The sequence below is a fragment of the Enterobacter cloacae complex sp. SHL009 genome (assembly GCF_049237205.1).
GTDB lineage: Bacteria > Pseudomonadota > Gammaproteobacteria > Enterobacterales > Enterobacteriaceae > Enterobacter > Enterobacter cloacae_M.
Window position 1 is genome coordinate 347912 of the sequence record NZ_JBMKIW010000005.1, and the last position, 23928, is coordinate 371839.

A 23928-nucleotide genomic window follows, 5' to 3' on the forward strand; every position below is an offset into this window, starting at 1 on the left:
ATTACCAGGTATGAATGTCGCGCGCCGTATCCGTCATGTAGCGAACGCCACTGATGGTTGGCAGCAACTGGTTGATCAGACGGTTCCAGCGGGCAACCGGCGCGGTGGTGACATACACCACATCGTATGGCTGGAGACGGAACTCCGTTGCCATCACCAGAGAGGTCGCATCGGACATATCCAGCTGGTAGATGTTGGCAATCTTGCCTTTCGCACTGCCCTCACCTTTCAGCGGACGGATAACGAAGATACCGGTCGCGTTAGAGGTCGTCAGATCGATACCCTCAGCATTGCCCAGCGCTTCGGTCAGCGTCATACCGCTGAAGTCCATTTTGAGGGTGCTCTGTTTCTTCACTTCACCCATCACGAAGACTTTCAGATCGTCATTGCGCGGCACGTAGAGAATGTCGCCCGGATAGAGCAGGCGGTTCTGGGTCAGATCGCCGTTTTGCATCAGCGCCTGCAGCGAAATGCGCTGCTCCTTCCCGTTGTGGGTGAGCACGACGTTGCGCCAGTCGGCGCCGTCGGTTAACCCGCCCGCGGCGTTGATGGCATCCAGTACGGTCAGAGGAACGTTGGTGATGGCCTGCTGGCCGGATTTGTTCACCTGGCCGGAGATATAGGCTTTTTGCGAGCGGAATGCGGCGATATTAACGTCCACCTGCGGATCGGCGATGTACTGCGCTAAGCGGCCGGTAATATCACTACGTATCTCGGCAAGCGTTTTCCCTGCAACATGGACTTTACCAATGTAGGGATAGAACATGGTGCCATCTGACTGCACCCAGTTACCGGTGTCGCTTGAGCTTCGGTACTGGCCCGCTGGCGTGGTCAGTTCAGGGTGGTCCCAGACGGTCACGTTGATCACGTCACCCGGCCCCACGCGATACTGGTAGGACGCAATTTCCTGGTCCAGCGACATATTCGGCTGGGCAACATTCGGACGTGGACGTAATTGTTCGACCAGACGAGGCGTAAGTGGATAAACATTCACCATTTTGTCGAGATCAAAATCGGCATCCTGTTGCTTGATCACATCCTTACCCATTGTTGACATATTGCTGCCGGGAAAGACCGTGCAACCACTCATCAAGGTCACAGACACCAATAATGGCATCAATTTCATTTTGGATTTCATCATTGATTATTTATCACTTTGGCAGAGTAATTATCCTGTGCAATTTAAATAAGCTCGAGTCGTATTGGGTTTCAGCATGCAGTTAATCAAATAGAAATATAACTGGCATCAGTCCTAAAAAAAGCTTATTCATCCATTGGCTATTGACAGAATAATCGAGGCTGATTCACACGCTTTCAGGCACGCTACCGCCCTTGGCTTTCAGTTACCAATCCACTGACTAAACAATGTGTTATGGATAGACACCCTCTTGAGCAAGGTCTTCTGGAAATATATCAGTCGCTTGAGAAACCCGACGGATAATGAATAACCATCCCTGAAGACAGAACATTAATAGCAACACCGAGATTTAACATTTGATGCTGGGAGAATTGTTGCAGCTAACCTAATAGCAGGCAAGGAGACAACTGTCCTAATATTGGTTTTTAAGATTAATATTAAGAGCAAATTTTTGAACTTTTAGGATTTTCTTTATATTGACAAAATAAGAGTAAAAATCAGTCCCTGCGATATATCCTAAAATGCCTTCCTTGTAATTAAATATACGTATTTCGCTTATTTACACCCTATTGAGAATGCTCTCTTTATTACCCGTCGTATTAAGAGAAATCTCAGCCCGGCATTGCAATTTCCCCCAGCTTTATCCATGATCGAAGTGTGACATTCGTCATATAACAGAAGGTATTGCTATTACTATGGAATGGATTGCCGATCCCTCAATCTGGGCCGGGCTGGTTACGCTGGTCGTCATCGAGCTGGTGCTCGGGATTGATAATCTGGTCTTTATCGCCATCCTCGCTGAAAAACTGCCCCCTTCCCAGCGCGACCGCGCGCGCGTGACGGGCCTGCTGCTGGCGATGGTGATGCGGTTACTGCTGCTGGCCTCTATCTCCTGGCTGGTGACGCTCACACAGCCTCTGTTCTCCATCCACGGTCTGAGTTTTAGCGCCCGCGATCTGATCATGCTCTTCGGCGGGTTGTTCCTGCTGTTCAAAGCCACGGTGGAGCTCAACGAGCGGCTGGAGGGCAAAGACAGCGAGAATCCAACCCAGCGCCGCGGGGCGAAATTCTGGCCGGTAGTGGCGCAAATCGTGGTGCTGGATGCGGTCTTTTCTCTCGACTCGGTGATCACCGCCGTCGGGATGGTGGACCACCTTGCGGTGATGATGGCCGCGGTGATTATTGCCATCACGCTGATGGTCATGGCCAGCAAGGCGCTGACCCGCTTTGTGAACAGTCACCCGACCATCGTGATCCTCTGCCTGAGCTTCCTGCTGATGATTGGCTTTAGCCTGGTGGCCGACGGTTTTGGCTTCCATATTCCGAAAGGCTACCTGTACGCCGCCATCGGCTTCTCCGTCATGATTGAAGCGCTTAACCAGCTGGCGATATTTAACCGCCGCCGCTTCCTGTCCGCGAATCAGACCCTGCGTCAGCGTACTGCCGACACGGTTATGCGCCTGCTAAGCGGTAAGAAAGAGGATGCGGAGCTGGATGCCGAATCCTCCGCCATGCTGGCCGATCACAGCGACGGGCTGATCTTCGACCCGCAGGAACGACGGATGATCGAGCGGGTGCTTAATCTGAATCAGCGGACGGTCAGCAGCATCATGACCTCGCGGCACGATATTGAGCATATCGACCTGACGGCACCGGAAGAGCATATTCGCGCCCTGCTGGATAAAAACCAGCACACCCGCGTGGTAGTGACCGGCGGTGAAGAGGAAGAGGAGCTGCTGGGCGTGGTGCACGTTATTGACCTGCTCCAGCAGCAGCTGCACGGCGAGGCGCTCAATCTGCGCGTCCTGGTCCGCCAGCCGCTGGTTTTCCCGGAGGGACTACCGCTGCTTTCCGCCCTTGAGCAATTCCGTAACGCGCGCACGCACTTTGCCTTTGTGGTGGATGAGTTTGGTTCGGTGGAAGGGCTGGTCACACTCAGCGACGTGATGGAAACCATTGCCGGTAATCTGCCTAACGAGGTGGATGAGATTGACGCCCGCCATGATATTCAGAAAAACGCAGACGGTTCGTGGACGGCTAACGGCCATATGCCGCTGGAAGACCTGGTGCAATACGTGCCGCTGCCGCTGGATGAAAAACGGGAATATCACACTATCGCCGGTCTGCTAATGGAGTATTTGCAGCGTATCCCGCAGCCGGGAGAAGAGGTTCAGGTGGGCGACTATCTGCTCAAAACGCTGCAGATTGAAAACCATCGCGTGCAGAAGGTTCAGCTCATTCCGCTGCGGGATGAGGAAGAACTGGATTTTGAGGTTTAGGTAAAACAAAACGGCAACCCGGTTGCCGTTTTTAGTGTTTGCTCCCTCTCCCGTGGGAGAGGGCCGGGGTGAGGGCATCAGGCCGCAACGTCACCCGGCGCAACGGACATCAAAGCTTATCCAGCAGCTTCTTAACGTCCTTACCGTCCTGTGAATCTTTATTGCGTTCCGCCCAGCCGCTAAGCCGACGTTTCGCTTCATCCTGCAGATGCTTGCGCAGGATCTGATCCACCTCCAGACGGTAATTCAGGGCCTGCCATTTGCCGTATACGGTCAGCGGGACCGGCGTCTCTTTCAGGAAGTCGATGAGCTTGCTTTCACCCTGCCAGCCGGAAAGTACGCGCACGTTAAAGCGCGTGTCCGCGGTTTCTTTCACCAGATCCAGCTTACCTTCACCGGTCATTGATAAGAGTGAAGAAGTACCCTGCATTCCGTCGAGAGTAAGTTGTCCGTTGTCCAGCGTCAGGTCCGTGGTGAAGCTGTCGAGGCGCGTGGCGCTGTCGTAGTTATCCTGGGCCTTCACATCGCTGCTGCGCTCGACCGCCTGCTGCACCAGCTGCTGGAAGTTAAGCCCTTCCATACGGGAATTTTTCAGATCAAGATGCGCCTGTCCCTGCCACTCGCGGCGGAAAGCATCGGCATCAATTTTCGTGCCTGAGAAGTCACCCGCGAGCGTCAACTGCCCCGTCAGGGATATCGGATAGTTGAACGCGTTCAGGATGGTGCCTATCTCAACGTTGTCGAGACGCGGCTGGAATTCGGCGCTGGCTTCGTCTTTACGGACGTCCAGCGTGCCGGGCAGCGAGAGGCTGCCTGCGCCCATCTTTCCGCTCAGCTCGGAGATCACCAGCAAACCGTTATGGTTAAACATCTGGCTGCTCACGTCGCTAAAATCAATGCCGCGCCAGCGCAGGCTATTGGCTTTCAGCAGAATATCCGCCGTGAACCCGCGCAGGGCGTTATAGTCAGGCTGATCGAGATTAGACGAGATTACCGGACGTGATACCGGTGCCTGGCTTTGCCCCGTCTGCGTGGCATCGCTGTCCGTGGCGCTGGCGGGCAGAGGCGGCAGCAGATTTTCCAGGTTGAGCTTGTCAAACTGCAGATTCAGCACCCACTTCGGCTTCTCTTCGAGCGTGACGCTCGCCTGCCCCTTCAGGCTACTGTCATTTGCCTGCAGGTTGAGATTATCCAGCTCCAGCTGCTTTTGCTCTTCGCGCCACACGGCCTGCAGCGTTCCCTGCCCGGTGACTCCCTGGGTGGGAAGATCGGCACCCGTCAGCTGCCAGTTCAGCTGCTGGATGTCTGCCGTAAGCTGGTGCGGATAGTCTGAGGCGTTCACATTAGCATTCAGCGACAGGGTCAAATCACGCTGATCGCGGTTTACGCGCCCGCTAAATTCCAGCGACGCAAGATGATGAGCATCCTGTTCCATCTGCAGATTAATGTTGCGAATGGTCACCTGCTCCTGGTGCTCATGCTGGAAAACCAACACGCTATCGGCAACTTTCAGCTTGCCGATATCAAAGGACCAGCCGGTATCGGACGGATCATCAGGCAGAGTATTTTCGCGCGGCGCAACCGGCGCACTGGCATCACGCACGGCTTCGGTTTGCGGAGTGAGCTGGATCACCGCGCCTTTCAGCATCACCTGCTTAACCTGCAGCTGATGGGAAATGAGCGGGAACAGCGCCACATCAAGGCGCATGTTGTCTGCGGACACCAGCGGCTGGGCCGCCCCCGGCGCCGTGAGCGACATGCGGCCAGAGAGAATGCTGAGCTGCGGCCAGACGTGCCAGCGCAGCGGCCCGTCAAGCTTCAGTTGATAACCACTGCGTGCCTCGACCTGCCGCACCATATAAGCGCGGAAATCGTTGGGGTTAACCAGCAGAACCAACGCCGAAAGGCCAGCCACCAGCACCACCAGCAAAATCATCAGCGTTGTCAGAACTCTTCTCATGGCATCCTCAATGGGCTAACGATCAGTCTTTATCAATACGGCTGGCAACCGCGCCCTGCTGGTCGCGATATTTTGCGTCCTGCCGACGGTTGTAAGGACGATCTGCCGGGCCTGACAGAGGTTCAAAGCTCAACGCGCCGATCATCATGCCCGGGCGCAGCGCCAGCGGCAATTTACCGGCATTGAAGAATTCCAGCACGATACGCCCCGACCAGCCAGGATCGATACGGTGCGCGGTCACGTGAACCATCAGCCCCAGTCGCGCCAGCGAAGAACGGCCATCAAGCCAGCCAACCAGATCCGGAGGCAGGGTGACGGATTCAAACGTCACCGCCAGGGCCAGTTCACCTGGATGCAGATAAAAAGCTTCGCCTTCATCGATTACGATTTCGTCACTCATCACGCGATCGAGCGCGGCGCTGACTTCGTCCTTCGGCCCGCTAAGGTCAATGAACGGTGCTGTATGGCCGCTAAAGGTACGGAATTTATTGCCTAACCGCACATCAACGGTCACGCCATTGATACGCTCAACGGGTGGACGTGGGGTAATAGACAAACGGCCTTCATCCAGCCAGGCTTCTATATCGCGATCACAAAGACGCATGGCACTTTCTCCTTTCATGCATCGTACCCTGAGGCGTTAAGCGCTCAGGGTAAAACCAGGTTATCTCTGAACGGTACACAATTCGCGCGGCTTATTCAAAAAACTGGCTGATTTTCGCTTTTAAGATATCAATAGCAATGCGGTTTTTACCCCCGCGCGGCACGATGATATCGGCGTATTGTTTGGATGGCTCAATAAACTGCAGGAACATCGGGCGGACCGTTTTCTGGTATTGCGCCATGACGGAGTCCATCGAACGGCCGCGTTCATTCACGTCACGCTTGATGCGACGCATCAGGCAGATATCCAGCGGGGTATCAACGAAAATCGAGAAGTTCATGGATTCGCGCAGGCGGGCGTCGGTCAGCAGCAGGATGCCTTCAAGGATAATGACCTTTTTCGGCTCGATGCGGATGGTTTCCTGGGTGCGGGTGTGTTCTACGTAACTGTAAACGGGCAGCTCAATCGCCTGGCCGCTCTTGAGCGCTTCTAAATGCTGGAACAGCAAGCTGTGATCCATTGCATTTGGGTGGTCATAGTTGGTTTTGACGCGCTCTTCCATCGACAGATGGGATTGATCTTTGTAATAGCTGTCTTCGGGAATGACGCCGATATGCTCATCACCTACTTGTTCACGCAGTTCGCGATAAAGCGTACTGGCAATTAGACTTTTACCTGAAGCCGATGCGCCGGCGATGCCTATAATGACGCACTGATGAGACTTATCAGTCATAAATTTAGCGACCTGATTAACCTGGATGTTAAGGAAGGACGACGCCGGAGCGTCAAACGCGGCAATTATAGGGATTTCGCGGGCGTGATACCAGTCGAAAGCACAGGTTCTGCGAGACTGGCCGAAAAGTGGCGCTTTATTCCCTGAGTGAAATTTAAATGAACGTTTTTTCAGCGTTTAACCGTTTTTTTTCACGGAGCCTCTATTTAATAAGTCTGTGGTGTCAAATTCTGAGCGGTCACCATATGAATTGTAAATTGTTTGTACTAGCATAAACCAAATTATCTAATTCACGCGTTCGGACATCTTCCCTGACGGCATGGCGTCTCTGGATAAAGCGGTAATGAATAAACAATACCAGCGGGTTTTGGTTACCACCCCACATCCTTTAATACGACTTGTCTGTCTGGGCCTGGTCACCTTTATCTTTACCTTATTTTCCCTGGAGCTCACCCGGTTCGGCACCCTGCTGGCCCCGCTCTGGTTCCCCACCGCCATTATGATGGTGGCGTTTTACCGCCATGCAGGAAAAATGTGGCCGGGAATCGCCCTGGCCTGTTCGTTTGGCAATATTCTGGCCACCTGGATGCTGTTTTCGTGGGGATCGATAAGCCTCACCTACACCTCAATTAACGTGGTTGAAGCTTTTACCGGTGCGCTATTACTTCGCAAATTGCTCCCGTGGTACAACCCGCTGCAGAATCTGAATGACTGGATCCGCGTGGCCATCGGCAGCGCAGTGATACCGCCGCTGGTGGGCGGCGTCCTGGTGTCTCTGCTGGCGCCCGGCCCTGAACCCCTGCGTAATTTCTTCGTCTGGGTGTTGTCCGAAGCGATTGGCGCACTGGCGGTGGTTCCGTTGGGGCTGTTATTTAAACCGCATTATCTGCTGCGCCACCGTGACCCGAGACTGCTCCTGGAAACCCTGACCACGCTGGCCGTAACGCTGGCACTCAGCTGGGCAGCCATCACCTGGCTGCCGTGGCCTTTCACCTGCGTTATCGTTTTGCTTATGTGGAGCGCCGTTCGCCTGCCGCGAATGGAAGCGTTCCTGGTGTTTCTGGTCACCGTGATGGTTGTGTCGCTGATGATTGCCCAAAACCCGGTGGCGCTGACAACCCAGCACGTCGGGGCGATGCTAAACGCCCCCTGGCTGCCGTTCCTGATGCTGCTCCTGCCTGCCAACGTCATGACCATGGTGATGTACGCCTTCCGCGCAGAGCGCAAGCACATCACCGAAAGCGAGGAGCGCTTCCGCAATGCGATGGAGTATTCCGCCATCGGTATGGCGCTGGTCAGCATTGAGGGCAAATGGCTGCAGGCTAACAAGGCGCTGTGCAATTTCCTCGGCTACAGCCAGACGGAGCTCCAGTCGCTGACCTTCCAGCAGCTCACCTGGCCGGAAGATCTGCACACCGACCTGGAACAGCTCGAACAGCTGGTCAACGGCGACATCAATACCTATACCCTCGAGAAGCGCTATTACACCCGCAACGGGGAAGTAGTCTGGGCGCTTCTTGCCGTCTCCGTCGTGCGCCATGCCGACGGCTCGCCGCTCTATTTTATCGCCCAGATTGAAGACATTAACGACCTGAAGCAGACCGAGTGGGTCAACAAACGCCTGATGGAGCGCATTACGCTAGCTAACGAAGCGGGCGGCATCGGCATCTGGGAGTGGGATCTGGAGCCAGACATTATCAGCTGGGACAAGCGGATGTTTGAGCTATATGAAATCCCGCCGCACATCAAGCCTACCTGGCAGCTCTGGCACGACACGATGCTGCCGGAAGATCGTGCCCACGCCGAGCAGGTGCTGCGGGACTCGCTGATTTCCCGCCTGCCGTTTAAGCTGGAATTTCGCATCCGCGTGAAGGAAGGCGTGCGCCATATTCGCTCCCTGGCGAACCGGGTGCTCAATAAGCAGGGTGAAGTCGAACGGCTGCTCGGTATCAACATGGATATGACCGAGGTGAAGCAGCTCAACGAGGCCCTCTTCCAGGAAAAAGAGCGTCTGCACATTACCCTTGATTCCATCGGTGAAGCGGTGCTGTGTACCGATATCAACATGAACGTCACCTTTATGAACCCGGTGGCCGAGAAAATGAGCGGCTGGCTGCAGACCGAGGCTATCGGCCAGCCGATCCTGAAGGTGTTGCACATCACCTTTGGTGAAAAAGGGCCGCTGATGGAGAATATTCATAGCGGCGATATGTCCCGTTCCGATATCGATCAGGACGTGGTGCTGAACTGCCGTACCGGCGGTAATTTTGATATTCACTACAGCATTACGCCGCTCAGCACGCTGGACGGGCAGAATATTGGCTCGGTTATCGTGATTCAGGACGTGACCGAGTCGCGCAAAATGCTGCGTCAGCTGAGCTACAGCGCCTCCCACGATGCCCTGACCCATCTGGCAAACCGGGTCAGCTTCGAAAATCATCTCAAACGCCTCCTGCAGACCGTTCGCGAAACGCGCCAGCGTCATGCCCTGGTCTTTATCGATCTCGATCGCTTCAAAGCCGTCAACGATACGGCAGGCCATGCGGCGGGCGATGCCCTGCTGCGGGAACTCTCTTCGCTGATGTTGACCATGCTTCGCTCCAGCGACGTGCTGGCGCGTCTGGGTGGGGATGAGTTCGGATTACTGCTCCCGGACTGCAATATTGAAAGCGCGCGCTATATCGCCGGGCGCCTGATCCACACGATCAATGACTATCACTTTATGTGGGAAGGCCGTCTGCACCGGATCGGCGCCAGCGCAGGCATCACGCTGATTGATGAAAATAACCATCAGGCGTCGGAGGTGATGTCGCAGGCGGATATAGCCTGTTATGCCTCGAAAAACAGCGGGCGCGGCATGGTGACGGTTTACGAACCCCAGCAGGAGCGGGATCACAACACGCGCAGCATGATGTCGCTTGATGAACAATGGCACATGATTAAAGACAATCACCTGATGATGATTGCCCGCAGCGTCGCCTCCCCGCGCATCCCGGAAAGCAGTAATTTCTGGCTGCTGTCGTTACGCCTGTGGACCAGCCAGGGCGAAGTCCAGGAGGAGCATGCCTTCCGCTCGGGCCTGGCAGAGCCTGAGCTTTTACATGCCCTCGACAGACGGATCTTTAGCGAGTTTTTCCGCACCTCAGCCGCCCAGATCGCCAGTAAAGGCATGGGAGTGGCGCTGCCGCTCTCTGAGGCCGGTTTAGCCAGCGTAACGCTGGTCGATGAACTTCTCGACCTGCTGGATAAAAGCCCGATGCCGGGCCGTCTCCTGCATCTGGTTATCTCTGCCGACGTGGTGTGCAGCCCGGATAAAAACCTGCAGCGGAGTCTGCAAAAGCTTCGCCAGGAGGGCTGCCGCGTGATCTTCAGCCAGGTGGGTCGCGACATGAACGTCTTCACCCACCTGACCGCCAATATGGCCGACTATCTGATGCTGGACGCGGAGGTGGTAAGCAACGTGTATGGCAACCTGATGGATGAGATGATGGTGACCATTGTGCAGGGCCACGCCCAGCGTCTGGGGATGAAAACCATCGCGGGCCCGTGCAATCAGCCCATCATGATGGATACGCTCTCCGGCATCGGCATTGATTTTATCTATGGCGACACCATCGCCGAGCCGCAGCCGCTGGATCTACTGCTCAACACCAGCTATTTCGCCATCAACTGACGGTGCCCAGCCGTCGGTGTACCAGATGTGCAGCAGCGCGTAAGAGCGCCACGGCTGCCAGCGCTCGGCATAACGCCGAATTTGCGCGGGCGTCATCCCGGCAAAGCGTTGCTTAATCAGATAATCATCCGGCAGAAAGACATCTTTCGCCTGCCAGCCGCGCAGGGCCAGGTAGTTTGACGTCCAGCGCCCTATCCCCGGCCGCTGCTGTAGCGCCTTCATCCCGGCCTCAATATTCTCGGGCGGGAAAAGCGGAAACGTCCCGTCGATGACCGACTGCGCCAGATGAATTAACGACTCCGCGCGTTTTATCGGCATGCCCAACGCCTTCAGCGCCAGCGGGTCCGCTGCCGCCAGCGCGTCCGGCGTGGGGAAACAGAGATACCCCGGACAATCCGCGATCGGCTCACCGCACAGCGCCACCACGCGCGACGTCAGTTTCGCCGCCATCGCCACGCTCACCAGCTGCCCGAGGATCGCCCGTACGCCCTGCTCGTACGCGTCCATCGCCCCTGGCAAACGCAAGCCCGGCCGGGCAGCACCGAGATCGCCCAGCGTATCCGCGATGTGCTGCGGGTTACAGGCGAGATCGAACAGGCGCTCGATGCGTTCAAGGCACGTCTGCGCAACCGGAACTAACCCCGGACTGAGCGTCACGGTCAGCGTATGGGTGGCGATATCCGGCGTTACGCGAAATATCCCCTGATGCCCTTCATAGGCAAAACTGCGCTCGTAGTAGTCGCGTGTGACGGTTTCAATGCTCGTCACAGCACGCGCGCCGAGAAAGCCAAACATCCACTGCCAGTCGTAAGGGGGTTGCCAGTTCAGGGTGTACATCGTCTCTCCTTTTGGGTTCTCCACAGCATAAACGGAAAGGTCCTGTTTCGCCTTGCTTTCATATTCCTGTTGTCGCCATGAAGACATTTCGTTAAAGTCTCGCCCCTTCTCACTGGCATGGGGATTCATCGTGTTTATTGGATTCGACTACGGTACGGCAAACTGCTCGGTTGCGATTATGCAAAACGGACAGCCACAGCTTCTGAAAATGGAAAAAGAGAGCACGCTGCTGCCGTCAATGCTCTGCGCGCCGACGCGTGAAGCGGTAAGCGAATGGCTGTTCCGCCACCATCAGGTTCCGGCCACGGCGGCGGAGACCCAGGCGCTGCTGCGCCGGGCGGTCAGCTTTAACCGTGAGGAAGACATCGACGTTTCGCCGTCCAGCGTGCAGTTCGGCCTCTCTTCGCTCGGGCACTACATTGAAGATCCTGAAGAGGTTTACTTCGTTAAGTCGCCAAAATCCTTCCTCGGCGCCAGCGGACTGAAGCCGCAGCAGGTGGCGATGTTCGAAGACCTGGTGTGCGCGATGATGCTGCATATTCGCAATCAGGCGCAGACGCAGGTTTCCGATGCGATTACCCAGGCGGTCATTGGCCGCCCGATCAACTTCCAGGGGCTGGGCGGCGACGAGGCCAACCAGCAGGCGCAGGGGATCCTTGAACGCGCGGCGCACCGCGCAGGCTTCCGCGACGTGGTGTTCCAGTACGAGCCGGTTGCCGCAGGGCTGGATTTTGAAGCCACGCTGACGGAAGAGAAGCGCGTATTAGTTGTGGATATCGGCGGTGGCACCACGGACTGCTCGCTGCTGCTGATGGGGCCGCAGTGGCATAACCGACGCGATCGTGAAAATAGCCTGCTCGGGCACAGCGGCTGTCGCGTAGGCGGTAACGATCTCGATATCGCGCTGGCATTCAAGAGCCTGATGCCGCTGCTCGGCATGGGCGGGCAAACCGAAAAAGGTATCGCCCTGCCGATCCTGCCGTGGTGGAACGCGATTGCCATTAATGACGTGCCTGCGCAGAGTGATTTTTACAGCACCGCCAACGGCCGCTTCCTTAACGATCTGGTGCGCGACGCGCAGGACGCCGAAAAAGTCGCCCTGCTGTATAAAGTGTGGCGTCAGCGCCTGAGCTACCGCGTGGTGCGCACTGCCGAAGAGAGCAAAATTGCCCTTTCCGACCGCGCTGAGCATGAGGTCTCCTTGCCGTATATCAGCGACGATCTGGCTACCGCGATTTCCCAGGATGGGCTGGAGACGGCGCTCGCGCAGCCGCTGCAGCGTATTCTGGAGCAGGTGCAGCTGGCGCTGGAGAACGGCAAAGAGAAGCCGGACGTGATTTACCTGACCGGGGGAAGCGCCCGCTCGCCCCTGATCAAGAAAGCGCTGGCGGAACAGCTGCCGGGCATTCCCATTGCCGGTGGGGATGACTTTGGCTCCGTCACCGCAGGTCTGGCACGCTGGGCGCAGGTGATGTTTAGCTAGCATTGTTGCGGTGCGGTCTGGTGCCCTCACCCCGGCCTTCTCCCACAGGGAGAGGGCGAAAACACCAAAAACGGCAACGGATGTTGCCGTTTTGCGTTTACCTCCATTCAGACCATTCCTGACAGTCTTCCATATTTCCTCCATTTTTCCGCTGTGTTAGCTGACTAAACTAGTATCATTCCCCGAAGTCTTCAGGATGAGAACGTATAACGATGAAAGGCAGTAACAAATCCCGCTGGGCAATCGCCGCTGGCATCATTGTGGTGGTCCTTGCCGCCGCCTGGTACTGGCACAGTCAATCCGCGAACTCCGCAGCCCCCGCGGGTGCAAATAGTCAGGCACAGCGCCCGGCAGGCGGAGGGCGTCACGGCATGCGCGGCGGCGCGCTGGCGCCGGTACAGGCGGCGACGGCAGTGAATAAAGCCGTTCCTCGCTATCTTACTGGCCTTGGGACCATTACCGCCGCCAACACCGTGACGGTGCGCAGCCGCGTCGACGGCCAGCTGATGGCCATTCACTTCCAGGAAGGTCAGCAGGTTAAAGCGGGCGATCTGCTGGCCGAAATCGACCCGAGCCAGTTTAGGGTCGCCCTCGCCCAGGCGCAGGGGCAGCTCGCGAAAGACAAAGCCACGCTCGCCAACGCCCGCCGCGATCTGGCCCGCTACCAGCAGCTTGTGAAAACCAACCTCGTATCTCGTCAGGAGCTGGACACCCAGCAGTCGCTGGTCAGCGAAACGCAGGGCACCATCAAAGCCGACGAGGCCGCCGTGGCCAGCGCCCAGCTGCAGCTGGACTGGAGCCGCATCACCGCGCCGATTGACGGACGCGTGGGCCTGAAGCAGGTCGATATCGGCAACCAGATCTCCAGCGGCGACACCACGGGCATCGTGGTCATCACCCAGACCCACCCGATTGATTTAGTCTTTACCCTACCGGAAAGCGACATTGCGACCGTGGTGCAGGCGCAAAAATCCGGGAAGGGGCTGGTGGTGGAAGCCTGGGACCGCAGCAACAAGCAGAAGCTGAGCGAAGGTTCCCTGCTCAGCCTGGATAACCAGATCGACACCACCACCGGCACCATCAAGCTGAAGGCGCGCTTTAACAATCAGGACGATGCCCTCTTCCCGAACCAGTTCGTCAACGCGCGTATGCTGGTCGCGACCGAAGAGAACGCGGTAGTGATCCCCACCGCTGCGCTGCAGATGGGTAACGAAGGTAATTTCGTCTGGGTACTTAACGGCGACAATAAGGTCAGCAAGCACCTGGTGAAAACCGGTATCCAGGACAGCCAGACGGTGGTCATCGCCGCCGGCCTTTCCGCAGGCGACCGCGTGGTCACCGACGGCATTGACCGTCTGACCGAAGGGGCCAAAGTGGAAGTGGTTGAACCTGCGAAACAGGGAGAGAAATCCTGATGCAGGTTATGCCCCCAGGCTCTACAGGCGGGCCGTCACGCCTGTTTATCCTTCGTCCTGTCGCCACCACGCTGCTGATGGTGGCGATCCTGCTCGCCGGGATTATCGGCTATCGCTTCCTGCCCGTGTCGGCGCTGCCGGAGGTGGATTACCCAACGATTCAGGTTGTCACTCTCTATCCCGGAGCCAGCCCGGACGTGGTGACGTCCGCCATTACCGCTCCGCTGGAGCGCCAGTTCGGCCAGATGTCCGGGCTAAAACAGATGTCCTCCCAGAGTTCCGGCGGGGCATCCGTCGTGACGCTGCAGTTCCAGCTGACGCTGTCGCTGGACGTCGCCGAGCAGGAGGTGCAGGCCGCCATCAACGCCGCCACCAACCTGCTGCCGTCAGACCTGCCCAACCCGCCGGTCTACAGCAAGGTGAACCCGGCCGATCCGCCAATCATGACGCTTGCCGTCACCTCCTCCGCCATGCCGATGACCCAGGTCGAAGACATGGTCGAAACGCGCGTGGCGCAGAAAATTTCACAGGTCTCCGGCGTCGGCCTCGTCACGCTGGCGGGCGGCCAGCGCCCCGCCGTGCGCGTGAAGCTTAACGCGCAGGCGATTGCCGCGCTGGGCCTGACCAGCGAAACCATCCGCACCGCCATCAGCAGCGCCAACGTTAACTCGGCAAAAGGCTCGCTGGACGGTCCAACCCGCGCCGTGACGCTCTCTGCCAACGATCAGATGCAGTTCGCCGATGAATACCGTCAGCTGATTATTGCTTACCAGAACGGTGCGCCGGTGCGTCTGGGTGATGTGGCGACCGTCGAACAAGGGGCGGAAAACAGCTGGCTCGGCGCCTGGGCGAACAAACAGCAGGCGATCGTGATGAACGTCCAGCGCCAGCCGGGCGCAAACATCATTGAAACCGCCGACAGTATTCGCACCATGCTGCCGCAGCTGATCGAAAGCCTGCCGAAATCGGTCAACGTAAAAGTGCTTTCCGACCGTACCACGAATATTCGCGCGTCGGTCACCGACACCCAGTTCGAGCTGATGCTGGCAATTGCGCTGGTGGTCATGATCATCTATCTGTTCCTGCGTAACGTTCCGGCGACCATTATTCCCGCCGTCGCCGTACCGCTCTCGCTGGTCGGCACCTTTGCGGTGATGGTGTTCCTCGATTTTTCGATTAACAACCTGACGCTGATGGCGCTCACCATCGCCACCGGGTTCGTGGTGGATGACGCTATAGTCGTCATCGAGAACATCTCGCGCTATATCGAGAAAGGCGAAAAACCGCTGGCCGCCGCGCTGAAGGGCGCAGGGGAAATCGGCTTTACCATTATCTCGCTGACCTTCTCGCTGATTGCGGTGCTGATTCCGCTGCTGTTTATGGGCGATATCGTCGGGCGGCTGTTCCGCGAGTTTGCCGTCACGCTGGCGGTCGCCATTCTGATCTCCGCCGTGGTGTCGCTGACCCTGACGCCGATGATGTGCGCCCGCATGCTGAGCCACGAGTCCCTGCGCAAGCAAAACCGCTTCTCGCGCGCCTCCGAGCGCATGTTCGAGCGGATTATTGCCGCCTACGGACGCGTGCTGGCGAAAGTCCTGAACCATCCGTGGGCCACGCTCGGCGTGGCGCTGGGAACCCTGGCGCTCAGCGTGATGCTGTGGATTTTCATTCCGAAAGGCTTCTTCCCGATCCAGGACAACGGCATTATTCAGGGCACGCTTCAGGCCCCGCAGTCGGTCTCTTTCGCCAGTATGGCCCAGCGCCAGCAGCAGGTGTCTGAGATCGTTATGAAAGATCCGGCGGTCGAGAGCCTGACCGCCTACGTGGGCGTCGACGGCACCAACCCGTCGCTCAACAGCGCGCGTCTGCAGATCAACCTTAAGCCGCTGGATGAACGCGACGATCGCGTCAACGCCGTCATTGAGCGTCTGCAAAACGCCGTCGCGCGGGTGCCGGGCGTTGAACTTTACCTGCAGCCGATTCAGGATTTGACCATTGATACTCAGGTCAGCCGCACGCAGTACCAGTTCACGCTGCAGGCCACCTCGCTGGACGCGCTCAGCACCTGGGTGACGCAGCTGGTGAACAAGCTTAACACCCTGCCGCAGCTCGCCGACGTCAGCAGCGACTGGCAGGACAAAGGGCTGGCGGCGTACGTGAACGTCAACCGCGATACCGCCAGCCGTCTGGGCATTACCATGTCAGACGTGGACAACGCCCTGTACAACGCCTTCGGTCAGCGCCTGATCTCCACCATCTACACCCAGGCCAACCAGTATCGCGTGGTGCTGGAGCACAACACGGACAACACGCCCGGCCTGGCGGGGCTGGACTCGGTGCGCCTGACCAGCAAAGACGGCGGCATTGTGCCGCTGAGCGCTATCGCCACGGTGGAAGAACGCTATACCCCGCTGTCGATCAACCATCTGGATCAGTTCCCGTCCACCACCATTTCCTTCAACGTGCCGGACAATTATTCTCTCGGCGAAGCGGTGGAGGCCATTCAGGCTGCTGAAAAAGAACTCAGCTTCCCGTCCGATATTCAGACCCAGTTCCAGGGCAGCACGCTGGCGTTTCAGGCCGCGCTGGGTAACACCATCTGGCTTATCGTCGCGGCGGTAGTGGCGATGTACATCGTGCTCGGGGTGCTGTACGAAAGCTTTATCCACCCAATCACCATCCTCTCTACCCTGCCGACAGCGGGCGTGGGGGCGCTGCTGGCACTGATGCTGGCGGGCAGCGAGCTGGACGTCATTGCCATCATCGGCATTATCCTGCTTATCGGGATCGTGAAGAAAAACGCCATCATGATGATCGACTTCGCCCTGGCCGCCGAGCGCGAGCAGGGCATGTCGCCGCGCGACGCCATCTTCCAGGCCTGTCTGCTGCGTTTCCGTCCGATCCTGATGACCACGCTGGCCGCCCTGCTGGGCGCGCTGCCGCTGATGCTCAGCACGGGCGTCGGCGCGGAGCTGCGCCGTCCGCTGGGTATCGGCATGGTCGGCGGTCTGCTGGTGAGCCAGGTGCTGACCCTCTTCACTACGCCGGTGATCTACCTGCTGTTTGACCGTCTGGCGCTGTGGACCAAAAGCCGTTTCCCGAAACGTGAAGAGGAGGCATAAGTGAAGTTTTTCGCCCTCTTCATTTATCGCCCGGTGGCGACGATATTAATCTCGCTCGCCATTACCCTTTGCGGCGTGCTGGGCTTCCGGCTGCTGCCGGTGGCCCCCCTGCCGCAGGTGGATTTCCCGGTGATCATGGTCAGCGCCTCGCTGCCGGGCGCGTCACCGGAGACCATGGCCTCGTCGGTTGCCACGCCGCTGGAGCGTTCGCTCGGGCGGATTGCGGGGGTCAACGAGATGACCTCCAGCAGCTCGCTGGGCAGCACGCGCATCATTCTGGAGTTCAGCTTCGACCGGGATATCAACGGCGCGGCGCGCGACGTGCAGGCGGCCATCAACGCCGCACAAAGCCTGCTGCCGAGCGGGATGCCGAGCCGCCCAACCTACCGCAAGGCCAACCCGTCCGATGCGCCGATCATGATCCTGACGCTGACCTCGGATACGTACTCGCAGGGGCAGCTTTACGACTTTGCGTCTACCCAGCTGGCGCAGACCATCTCACAAATTAACGGCGTCGGTGACGTGAGCGTCGGCGGGAGCTCCCTGCCCGCCGTGCGCGTCGGCCTAAACCCGCAGGCGCTGTTCAACCAGGGCGTGTCGCTGGATGACGTGCGCTCCGCCATCAGCACGGCCAACGTCCGCAAACCGCAGGGGGCGATTGAGGACGGCAGCCACCGCTGGCAGATCCACACTAACGACGAGCTGAAAACCGCCGCGGAATATCAGCCGCTCATTATTCACTACAACAACGGCGCGGCGGTGCGCTTGAGCGACGTTGCCAGCGTTACCGACTCGGTGCAGGACGTGCGCAACGCCGGGATGACCAACGCGAAACCGGCCATTCTGCTGATGATCCGCAAGCTGCCGGAAGCGAATATTATTGAGACGGTGAACAGCATTCGCGCCCGTCTTCCGGACCTGCAGGAGACCATCCCGGCAGCAATCGATCTGCAAATTGCCCAGGATCGCTCCCCGACCATTCGCGCCTCGCTTGAAGAGGTGGAGCAAACGCTGATTATCTCCGTCGCCCTGGTGATCCTGGTGGTCTTCCTGTTCCTGCGATCCGGCCGCGCGACGCTTATTCCGGCGGTGGCCGTTCCGGTCTCGCTGATCGGTACCTTTGCCGCCATGTACCTGTGCGGATTTAGCCTCAACAACCTGTCGCTGATGGCCCTGACGATAGCGACGGGCTTCGTGGTGGATGACGCCATCGTGGTGCTGGAAAACATTTCCCGCCACCTGGAAGCAGGCGTGAAGCCGCTGCAGGCCGCGCTGCAGGGCACGCGCGAGGTGGGCTTTACGGTGCTCTCCATGAGCCTGTCGCTGGTGGCGGTATTCCTGCCGCTGCTGCTGATGGGCGGGCTGCCGGGCCGGTTGCTGCGCGAGTTTGCCGTCACTCTCTCCGTCGCCATCGGGATTTCGCTGGCGATCTCCCTAACGCTGACGCCGATGATGTGCGGCTGGATGCTCAAGCGCAGCAAGCCCCATTCGCAGCCGCGCCGCAAAGGCTTTGGTCGCTTCCTGATGGCCATGCAGGAAGGCTACGGCAAATCGCTGAAGTGGGTGCTGAACCATACCCGGCTGGTCGGCCTGGTGCTGATCGGCACCATCGTGCTCAACGTCTGGATGTACATCACCATCCCGAAAACGTTCTTCCCGGAGCAGGACACCGGCGTGCTGATGGGCGGGATTCAGGCGGACCAGAGCATTTCGTTCCAGGCGATGCGCGGCAAGCTGCAGGACTTCATGAAGATCATTCGTGAAGACAAAGCCGTGGATAACGTCACCGGCTTTACCGGCGGGTCACGCGTCAACAGCGGGATGATGTTTATTACCCTGAAACCGCGCGGCGAGCGCAACGAAACCGCCCAGCAGGTGATTGACCGCCTGCGGGTGAAGCTCGCCAAAGAGCCGGGGGCAAACCTGTTTTTGATGGCCGTTCAGGATATCCGCGTCGGCGGCCGTCAGGCGAACGCCAGCTATCAGTACACGTTGCTCTCGGACGATTTAGCCGCCCTGCGCGAGTGGGAGCCGAAGATCCGCAAGGCGCTGGCCGCCCTGCCGCAGCTGGCGGACGTCAACTCCGATCAGCAGGATAACGGCGCCGAGATGGCCCTGACCTACGACCGCGAAACCATGTCGCGGCTGGGCATTAACGTTGAAGCCGCCAACAGCCTGCTGAACAACGCCTTCGGCCAGCGCGAGATCTCCACCATCTACCAGCCGATGAACCAGTATAAGGTGGTGATGGAGGTCGATCCGCGCTACACCCAGGACATCAGCGCCCTGGACAAAATGTTTGTGATTAACAACGACGGCAAGGCAATTCCGCTCTCCTACTTTGCCAGCTGGCAGCCGGCCAACGCGCCGCTGTCGGTGAACCACCAGGGGCTATCGGCGGCGTCGACTATCTCCTTTAACCTGCCCGCCGGTTCGTCGCTTTCTGAAGCCAGCGACGCAATTAACCGCGCGATGACGCAGCTTGGCGTGCCGTCCACCGTGCGCGGCAGCTTTGCCGGCACCGCGCAGGTGTTCCAGGAGACGATGAATTCGCAGGTGATTTTGATTCTGGCCGCCATCGCCACGGTTTATATTGTGCTGGGCGTGCTGTACGAGAGCTACGTTCACCCGCTGACCATTCTCTCGACGCTGCCGTCGGCGGGCGTTGGGGCGCTGCTGGCGCTGGAGCTGTTCGGCGCGCCGTTCAGCCTGATCGCGCTCATCGGAATCATGCTATTAATTGGTATTGTGAAGAAAAACGCGATCATGATGGTCGACTTCGCGCTGGACGCCCAGCGCAACGGCAATCTATCGCCGGAAGAGGCCATCTTCCAGGCCTGCCTGCTGCGTTTTCGTCCGATCATGATGACCACCCTGGCGGCGCTGTTTGGCGCGCTGCCGCTGGTTATCTCGGGCGGCGACGGCTCCGAGCTGCGCCAGCCGCTGGGGATCACCATTGTCGGCGGCCTGGTGATGAGCCAGCTGCTGACGCTGTACACCACGCCGGTGGTCTATCTGTTCTTCGACCGCCTGCGGCTGCGCTTCTCGCGTAAAAACAGAACCACGGTGACCGAGTAAATGACCGATCTCCCCGCTAACGTTCGCTGGCAGCTATGGATAGTCGCTTTCGGCTTCTTTATGCAGTCGCTGGATACGACCATCGTCAACACCGCCCTCCCCTCCATGGCAAAAAGCCTGGGGGAGAGCCCGCTGCATATGCATATGGTGATTGTCTCCTACGTGCTGACGGTGGCCGTCATGCTGCCCGCCAGCGGCTGGCTGGCGGATAAAGTGGGCGTGCGGAATATCTTCTTTACCGCCATCGTGCTGTTTACCACCGGCTCACTGTTTTGCGCCCAGGCCAACACCCTCGACCAGCTGGTGATGGCGCGCGTGCTGCAGGGCGTCGGCGGGGCGATGATGGTCCCTGTCGGGCGGCTAACGGTGATGAAGATCGTGCCGCGCGAGCAGTACATGGCGGCGATGACCTTTGTGACCCTGCCCGGCCAGGTGGGGCCGCTCCTGGGCCCGGCCCTCGGCGGCATTCTGGTGGAGTACGCCTCCTGGCACTGGATCTTCTTAATTAACCTCCCGGTTGGCATCATCGGCGCCATCGCCACCCTGACGCTGATGCCGAACTACAAAATGCAGACGCGGCGCTTTGATTTCTTTGGCTTTATCCTGCTGGCGGCGGGCATGGCCACGCTTACCCTGGCGCTCGACGGGCAAAAAGGGCTGGGGATATCGCCCCTGACGCTCGTGCTCCCGATCGCGCTCGGCGTTACCGCCATACTGTGGTATCTGCGGCATGCCAGAGGTAACGATAAGGCGCTGTTCAGCCTGAGCTTGTTTAAAAACCCTACCTATCGCCTTGGCCTGTTCGGCAGCTTCGCCGGGCGTGTCGGCAGCGGCATGCTGCCGTTTATGACGCCCGTTTTCCTGCAAATCGGAATGGGATTTTCGCCGTTCCACGCGGGCCTGATGATGATCCCGATGGTGCTCGGGAGCATGGGAATGAAGCGCATCGTGGTGCAGGTGGTGAACCGCTTTGGCTATCGTCGCGTGCTGGTGACCGCCACGCTGGGGCTGGCGCTGGTGAGTCTTCTGTTTATGGCCGTGGCGCTGATGGGCTGGTACTACGTTCTGCCGCTGGTGCTGTTCTGCCAGGGGATCGTCAACTCCATGCGCTTCTCGTCGATGAATACCCTGACGCTGAAGGACCTGCCGGACGATCTGGCGAGCAGCGGCAACAGCCTGCTGTCGATGATCATGCAGCTCTCGATGAGCGTCGGGGTGACCATCGCGGGTTTACTGCTCGGCATGTACGGCCAGCACCACCTCAGCGTCGACACGCCGGTGGCGCATCAGGTCTTTTTGTATACCTATCTCAGCATGGCGGTCATCATCGCCCTGCCCGCTTTCATCTTCGCCAGAGTGCCGGATGATACCAGCAAGAACGTCGTGATTAGGCGCGGCAAAAGGAGTGGTTCATGAAATTCTGGCGTCCGGGCATTACCGGCAAGCTCTTCGTGGCGATATTTGCCACCTGTATCGTCCTGCTGATCACCATGCACTGGGCGGTGCGGATCAGCTTCGAACGCGGTTTTATTGATTACATCAAGCATGGCAATGAACAGCGTTTACAGGGCTTAAGCGATGCGCTGAGTGAACAGTACGCCCAGCACGGCAACTGGCGTTTTCTGCGCAATAACGACCGCTTTATTTTCCAGATCCTGCGCTCGCTGGAGCACGATACCGGTGACGATCGCCCGGGGCCGGGCATGCCGCCGCACGGCTGGCGCACCCAGTTCTGGGTGATTGACCAGGACATGCGCACGCTGGTGGGTCCGCGTGCGCCGATACCGCCGGACGGCACCCGTCGTGCGATTAAAGTCAACAATGCGACAGTCGGCTGGGTTATCGCCTCTCCTGTGGAGCGCCTGACGCGCAACACCGACATCAACTTTGACCGCCAGCAGCGTCGGACAAGCTGGCTGATTGTCGCCCTCTCCACCCTGCTCGCCGCGCTCGCCACCTTCCCGCTGGCGCGCGGCCTGCTCGCCCCGGTGAAACGGCTGGTGGAAGGCACGCACAAGCTGGCCGCCGGGGATTTCACCACCCGCGTCGATACCCGCAGCCAGGACGAACTGGGCAAGCTGGCGCAGGATTTTAACCAGCTCGCCAGCACGCTTGAGAAAAACCAGCAGATGCGCCGCGACTTTATGGCCGATATTTCACACGAGCTGCGTACGCCGCTGGCGGTGCTGCGCGGCGAGCTCGAGGCCATTCAGGACGGCGTGCGCCAGTTTACGCCCGAATCGGTGGCTTCCCTGCAGGCGGAGGTGGGCACGCTCACCAAGCTCGTGGACGATCTCCACCAGCTCTCCATGTCCGACGAAGGCGCGCTGGCCTACCAGAAGGCGCCGGTGGACGTAATTAACATTCTGGAAGTGATCAGCGGCGCCTTCCGCGAGCGGTTTGCCAGCCGCAACCTGAAAATCGACCTCTCCCTGCCGGACAGCGCGGTGGTGTTTGGCGACAAGGACCGGCTGATGCAGCTGTTCAATAACCTGCTGGAAAACAGCCTGCGCTACACCGACAGCGGCGGTGGGCTACATATTTCCGGCAGGCAGGAAAACGGGCGCTTTGCCCTCACCTTCGCGGATTCCGCCCCCGGCGTGCAGGACGCGCAGCTGGAAAAATTGTTTGAACGTTTTTACCGTACCGAAGGCTCCCGCAACCGCGCCAGCGGCGGTTCCGGCCTGGGGCTGGCGATTTGCGTTAACATCGTTGAGGCGCATAATGGCACGATCCGCGCCGCCCATTCGCCTTTTGGCGGGGTTAGCATTACAGTAGAGTTACCTCTGGAACGGGATTTATCGAGAGAAGTATGACCGAGTTACCGATTGACGAAAACACGCCGCGCATTTTGATCGTGGAAGACGAACCCAAGCTTGGGCAGCTGCTGATCGACTATTTACGTGCGGCCAGCTACGCCCCCTCGCTGATAAGCCACGGCGACCAGGTGATGCCATACGTGCGCCAGACCCCGCCGGATCTGATCCTGCTTGATTTAATGCTGCCGGGCGTTGACGGGCTGACCCTGTGCCGGGAAATTCGTCGCTTCTCCGACGTGCCGATCGTCATGGTCACCGCCAAAATTGAAGAGATTGACCGCCTGCTGGGCCTCGAAATTGGCGCGGACGATTACATCTGCAAGCCCTACAGCCCGCGTGAAGTGGTCGCCCGCGTGAAAACCATTCTCCGCCGCTGCAGGCCGCAGCGCGAGCTTCATGTGCTGGACGCCGAAAGCCCGCTGATTGTCGACGAAAGCCGCTTCCAGGCGAGCTGGCGCAGCAAGCTGCTGGACCTGACCCCTGCGGAGTTCCGCCTGCTGAAAACCCTCTCCCACGAGCCGGGAAAAGTCTTCTCCCGCGAACAGCTGCTGAACCTCCTGTACGACGATTACCGCGTGGTGACCGACCGCACCATCGACAGCCACATTAAAAACCTGCGCCGCAAGCTGGAGGCGCTGGACGCCGAGCAGTCGTTTATTCGCGCGGTGTATGGCGTGGGGTATCGCTGGGAAGCGGATGCGTGCAGGATTGCGTGACTTTAATGGCTTACATTTTTTTGACATGAACAGGTGTAGTTCATTTATTGAAGTTCTTTTTTAAAATGTTA

General features: G+C 58.6%; 14 protein-coding genes. 9 read left to right on the forward strand and 5 right to left on the reverse strand.

Annotation, left to right across the window (positions count from 1 at the left end; all coding sequences use genetic code 11):
* Position 1: 1 nt before the first annotated feature.
* A complete protein-coding gene (locus ACOTZC_RS14645) occupies positions 2–1141 on the reverse strand; it encodes a polysaccharide export protein (RefSeq protein WP_014170829.1) in 1140 nt (379 codons plus the stop codon).
* Between the two features lie 692 nt (positions 1142–1833).
* Between ACOTZC_RS14645 and ACOTZC_RS14650 the strand changes: the two genes are divergently transcribed.
* Positions 1834–3417 carry a TerC family protein gene (locus ACOTZC_RS14650; RefSeq protein WP_023312406.1) on the forward strand — a complete coding sequence of 528 codons (1584 nt, stop codon included), beginning with the start codon at positions 1834–1836 and terminating at the stop codon, positions 3415–3417.
* A 109-nt stretch (positions 3418–3526) separates the two neighbouring features.
* Here ACOTZC_RS14650 and asmA read toward each other — a convergent pair whose 3' ends face one another.
* The 3 genes from asmA to udk form a co-directional block, all read right to left on the reverse strand.
* The gene (gene asmA / locus ACOTZC_RS14655) at positions 3527–5377 is read right to left on the reverse strand and encodes an outer membrane assembly protein AsmA (RefSeq protein WP_023312407.1); all 1851 of its coding nucleotides are present in this window, start codon (positions 5375–5377) and stop codon (positions 3527–3529) included.
* Between the two features lie 22 nt (positions 5378–5399).
* Entirely contained in the window at positions 5400–5981 is a 582-nt protein-coding gene (gene dcd, locus ACOTZC_RS14660; RefSeq protein ID WP_023312408.1) for a dCTP deaminase, read from the reverse strand.
* A 91-nt stretch (positions 5982–6072) separates the two neighbouring features.
* Positions 6073–6714, reverse strand: coding sequence for a uridine kinase (udk, locus tag ACOTZC_RS14665; protein WP_008500855.1), 642 nt, complete (start codon positions 6712–6714; stop codon positions 6073–6075).
* A 343-nt stretch (positions 6715–7057) separates the two neighbouring features.
* On the opposite strand from udk, the gene ACOTZC_RS14670 reads away from it, so the two are divergent.
* The gene (locus tag ACOTZC_RS14670; RefSeq protein WP_348586289.1) at positions 7058–10387 is read left to right on the forward strand and encodes a diguanylate cyclase; all 3330 of its coding nucleotides are present in this window, start codon (positions 7058–7060) and stop codon (positions 10385–10387) included.
* Here ACOTZC_RS14670 and alkA read toward each other — a convergent pair.
* Entirely contained in the window at positions 10352–11224 is an 873-nt protein-coding gene (gene alkA / locus ACOTZC_RS14675) for a DNA-3-methyladenine glycosylase 2 (protein WP_163353994.1), read from the reverse strand. The two genes, ACOTZC_RS14670 and alkA, sit on opposite strands and share 36 nt — an antisense overlap.
* Positions 11225–11354: 130 nt before the next feature.
* Here alkA and yegD point away from each other — a divergent pair, with 130 nt between their 5' ends.
* The 7 genes from yegD to baeR all read left to right on the forward strand — a co-directional run bounded on the left by yegD (position 11355) and on the right by baeR (position 23857).
* The gene (yegD, locus tag ACOTZC_RS14680) at positions 11355–12707 is read left to right on the forward strand and encodes a molecular chaperone (protein WP_163353995.1); all 1353 of its coding nucleotides are present in this window, start codon (positions 11355–11357) and stop codon (positions 12705–12707) included.
* A gap of 212 nt (positions 12708–12919) precedes the next feature.
* Positions 12920–14122 (forward strand): MdtA/MuxA family multidrug efflux RND transporter periplasmic adaptor subunit, encoded by a 1203-nt coding sequence (locus ACOTZC_RS14685; protein ID WP_333032712.1) that lies wholly within the window; start codon positions 12920–12922, stop codon positions 14120–14122.
* Positions 14122–17244 (forward strand): MdtB/MuxB family multidrug efflux RND transporter permease subunit, encoded by a 3123-nt coding sequence (locus tag ACOTZC_RS14690; RefSeq protein ID WP_421635838.1) that lies wholly within the window; start codon positions 14122–14124, stop codon positions 17242–17244. Before ACOTZC_RS14685 ends, ACOTZC_RS14690 begins: the two co-directional genes overlap by 1 nt.
* Positions 17245–20322, forward strand: a complete 3078-nt coding sequence (gene mdtC, locus ACOTZC_RS14695) for a multidrug efflux RND transporter permease subunit MdtC (protein WP_045355488.1) — start codon at positions 17245–17247, stop codon at positions 20320–20322.
* Positions 20323–21738, forward strand: coding sequence for an MFS transporter (locus ACOTZC_RS14700; RefSeq protein WP_163353998.1), 1416 nt, complete (start codon positions 20323–20325; stop codon positions 21736–21738).
* Positions 21735–23138, forward strand: coding sequence for a two-component system sensor histidine kinase BaeS (baeS, locus tag ACOTZC_RS14705; RefSeq protein WP_023312417.1), 1404 nt, complete (start codon positions 21735–21737; stop codon positions 23136–23138). Before ACOTZC_RS14700 ends, baeS begins: the two co-directional genes overlap by 4 nt.
* Positions 23135–23857, forward strand: coding sequence for a two-component system response regulator BaeR (baeR, locus tag ACOTZC_RS14710; RefSeq protein WP_421635839.1), 723 nt, complete (start codon positions 23135–23137; stop codon positions 23855–23857). Before baeS ends, baeR begins: the two co-directional genes overlap by 4 nt.
* Positions 23858–23928 lie beyond the last annotated feature (71 nt).

Bases quoted from the DNA above. Each gene is read 5' to 3' on its own strand.
- ACOTZC_RS14645 (WP_014170829.1), bottom strand. From the start codon at position 1,141: ATGATGAAATCCAAAATGAAATTGATGCCATTATTGGTGTCTGTGACC.
- ACOTZC_RS14650 (WP_023312406.1), top strand. From the start codon at position 1,834: ATGGAATGGATTGCCGATCCCTCAATCTGGGCCGGGCTGGTTACGCTG.
- asmA (WP_023312407.1), bottom strand. From the start codon at position 5,377: ATGAGAAGAGTTCTGACAACGCTGATGATTTTGCTGGTGGTGCTGGTG.
- dcd (WP_023312408.1), bottom strand. From the start codon at position 5,981: ATGCGTCTTTGTGATCGCGATATAGAAGCCTGGCTGGATGAAGGCCGT.
- udk (WP_008500855.1), bottom strand. From the start codon at position 6,714: ATGACTGATAAGTCTCATCAGTGCGTCATTATAGGCATCGCCGGCGCA.
- ACOTZC_RS14670 (WP_348586289.1), top strand. From the start codon at position 7,058: ATGAATAAACAATACCAGCGGGTTTTGGTTACCACCCCACATCCTTTA.
- alkA (WP_163353994.1), bottom strand. From the start codon at position 11,224: ATGTACACCCTGAACTGGCAACCCCCTTACGACTGGCAGTGGATGTTT.
- ACOTZC_RS14685 (WP_333032712.1), top strand. From the start codon at position 12,920: ATGAAAGGCAGTAACAAATCCCGCTGGGCAATCGCCGCTGGCATCATT.
- ACOTZC_RS14690 (WP_421635838.1), top strand. From the start codon at position 14,122: ATGCAGGTTATGCCCCCAGGCTCTACAGGCGGGCCGTCACGCCTGTTT.
- ACOTZC_RS14700 (WP_163353998.1), top strand. From the start codon at position 20,323: ATGACCGATCTCCCCGCTAACGTTCGCTGGCAGCTATGGATAGTCGCT.
- baeS (WP_023312417.1), top strand. From the start codon at position 21,735: ATGAAATTCTGGCGTCCGGGCATTACCGGCAAGCTCTTCGTGGCGATA.
- baeR (WP_421635839.1), top strand. From the start codon at position 23,135: ATGACCGAGTTACCGATTGACGAAAACACGCCGCGCATTTTGATCGTG.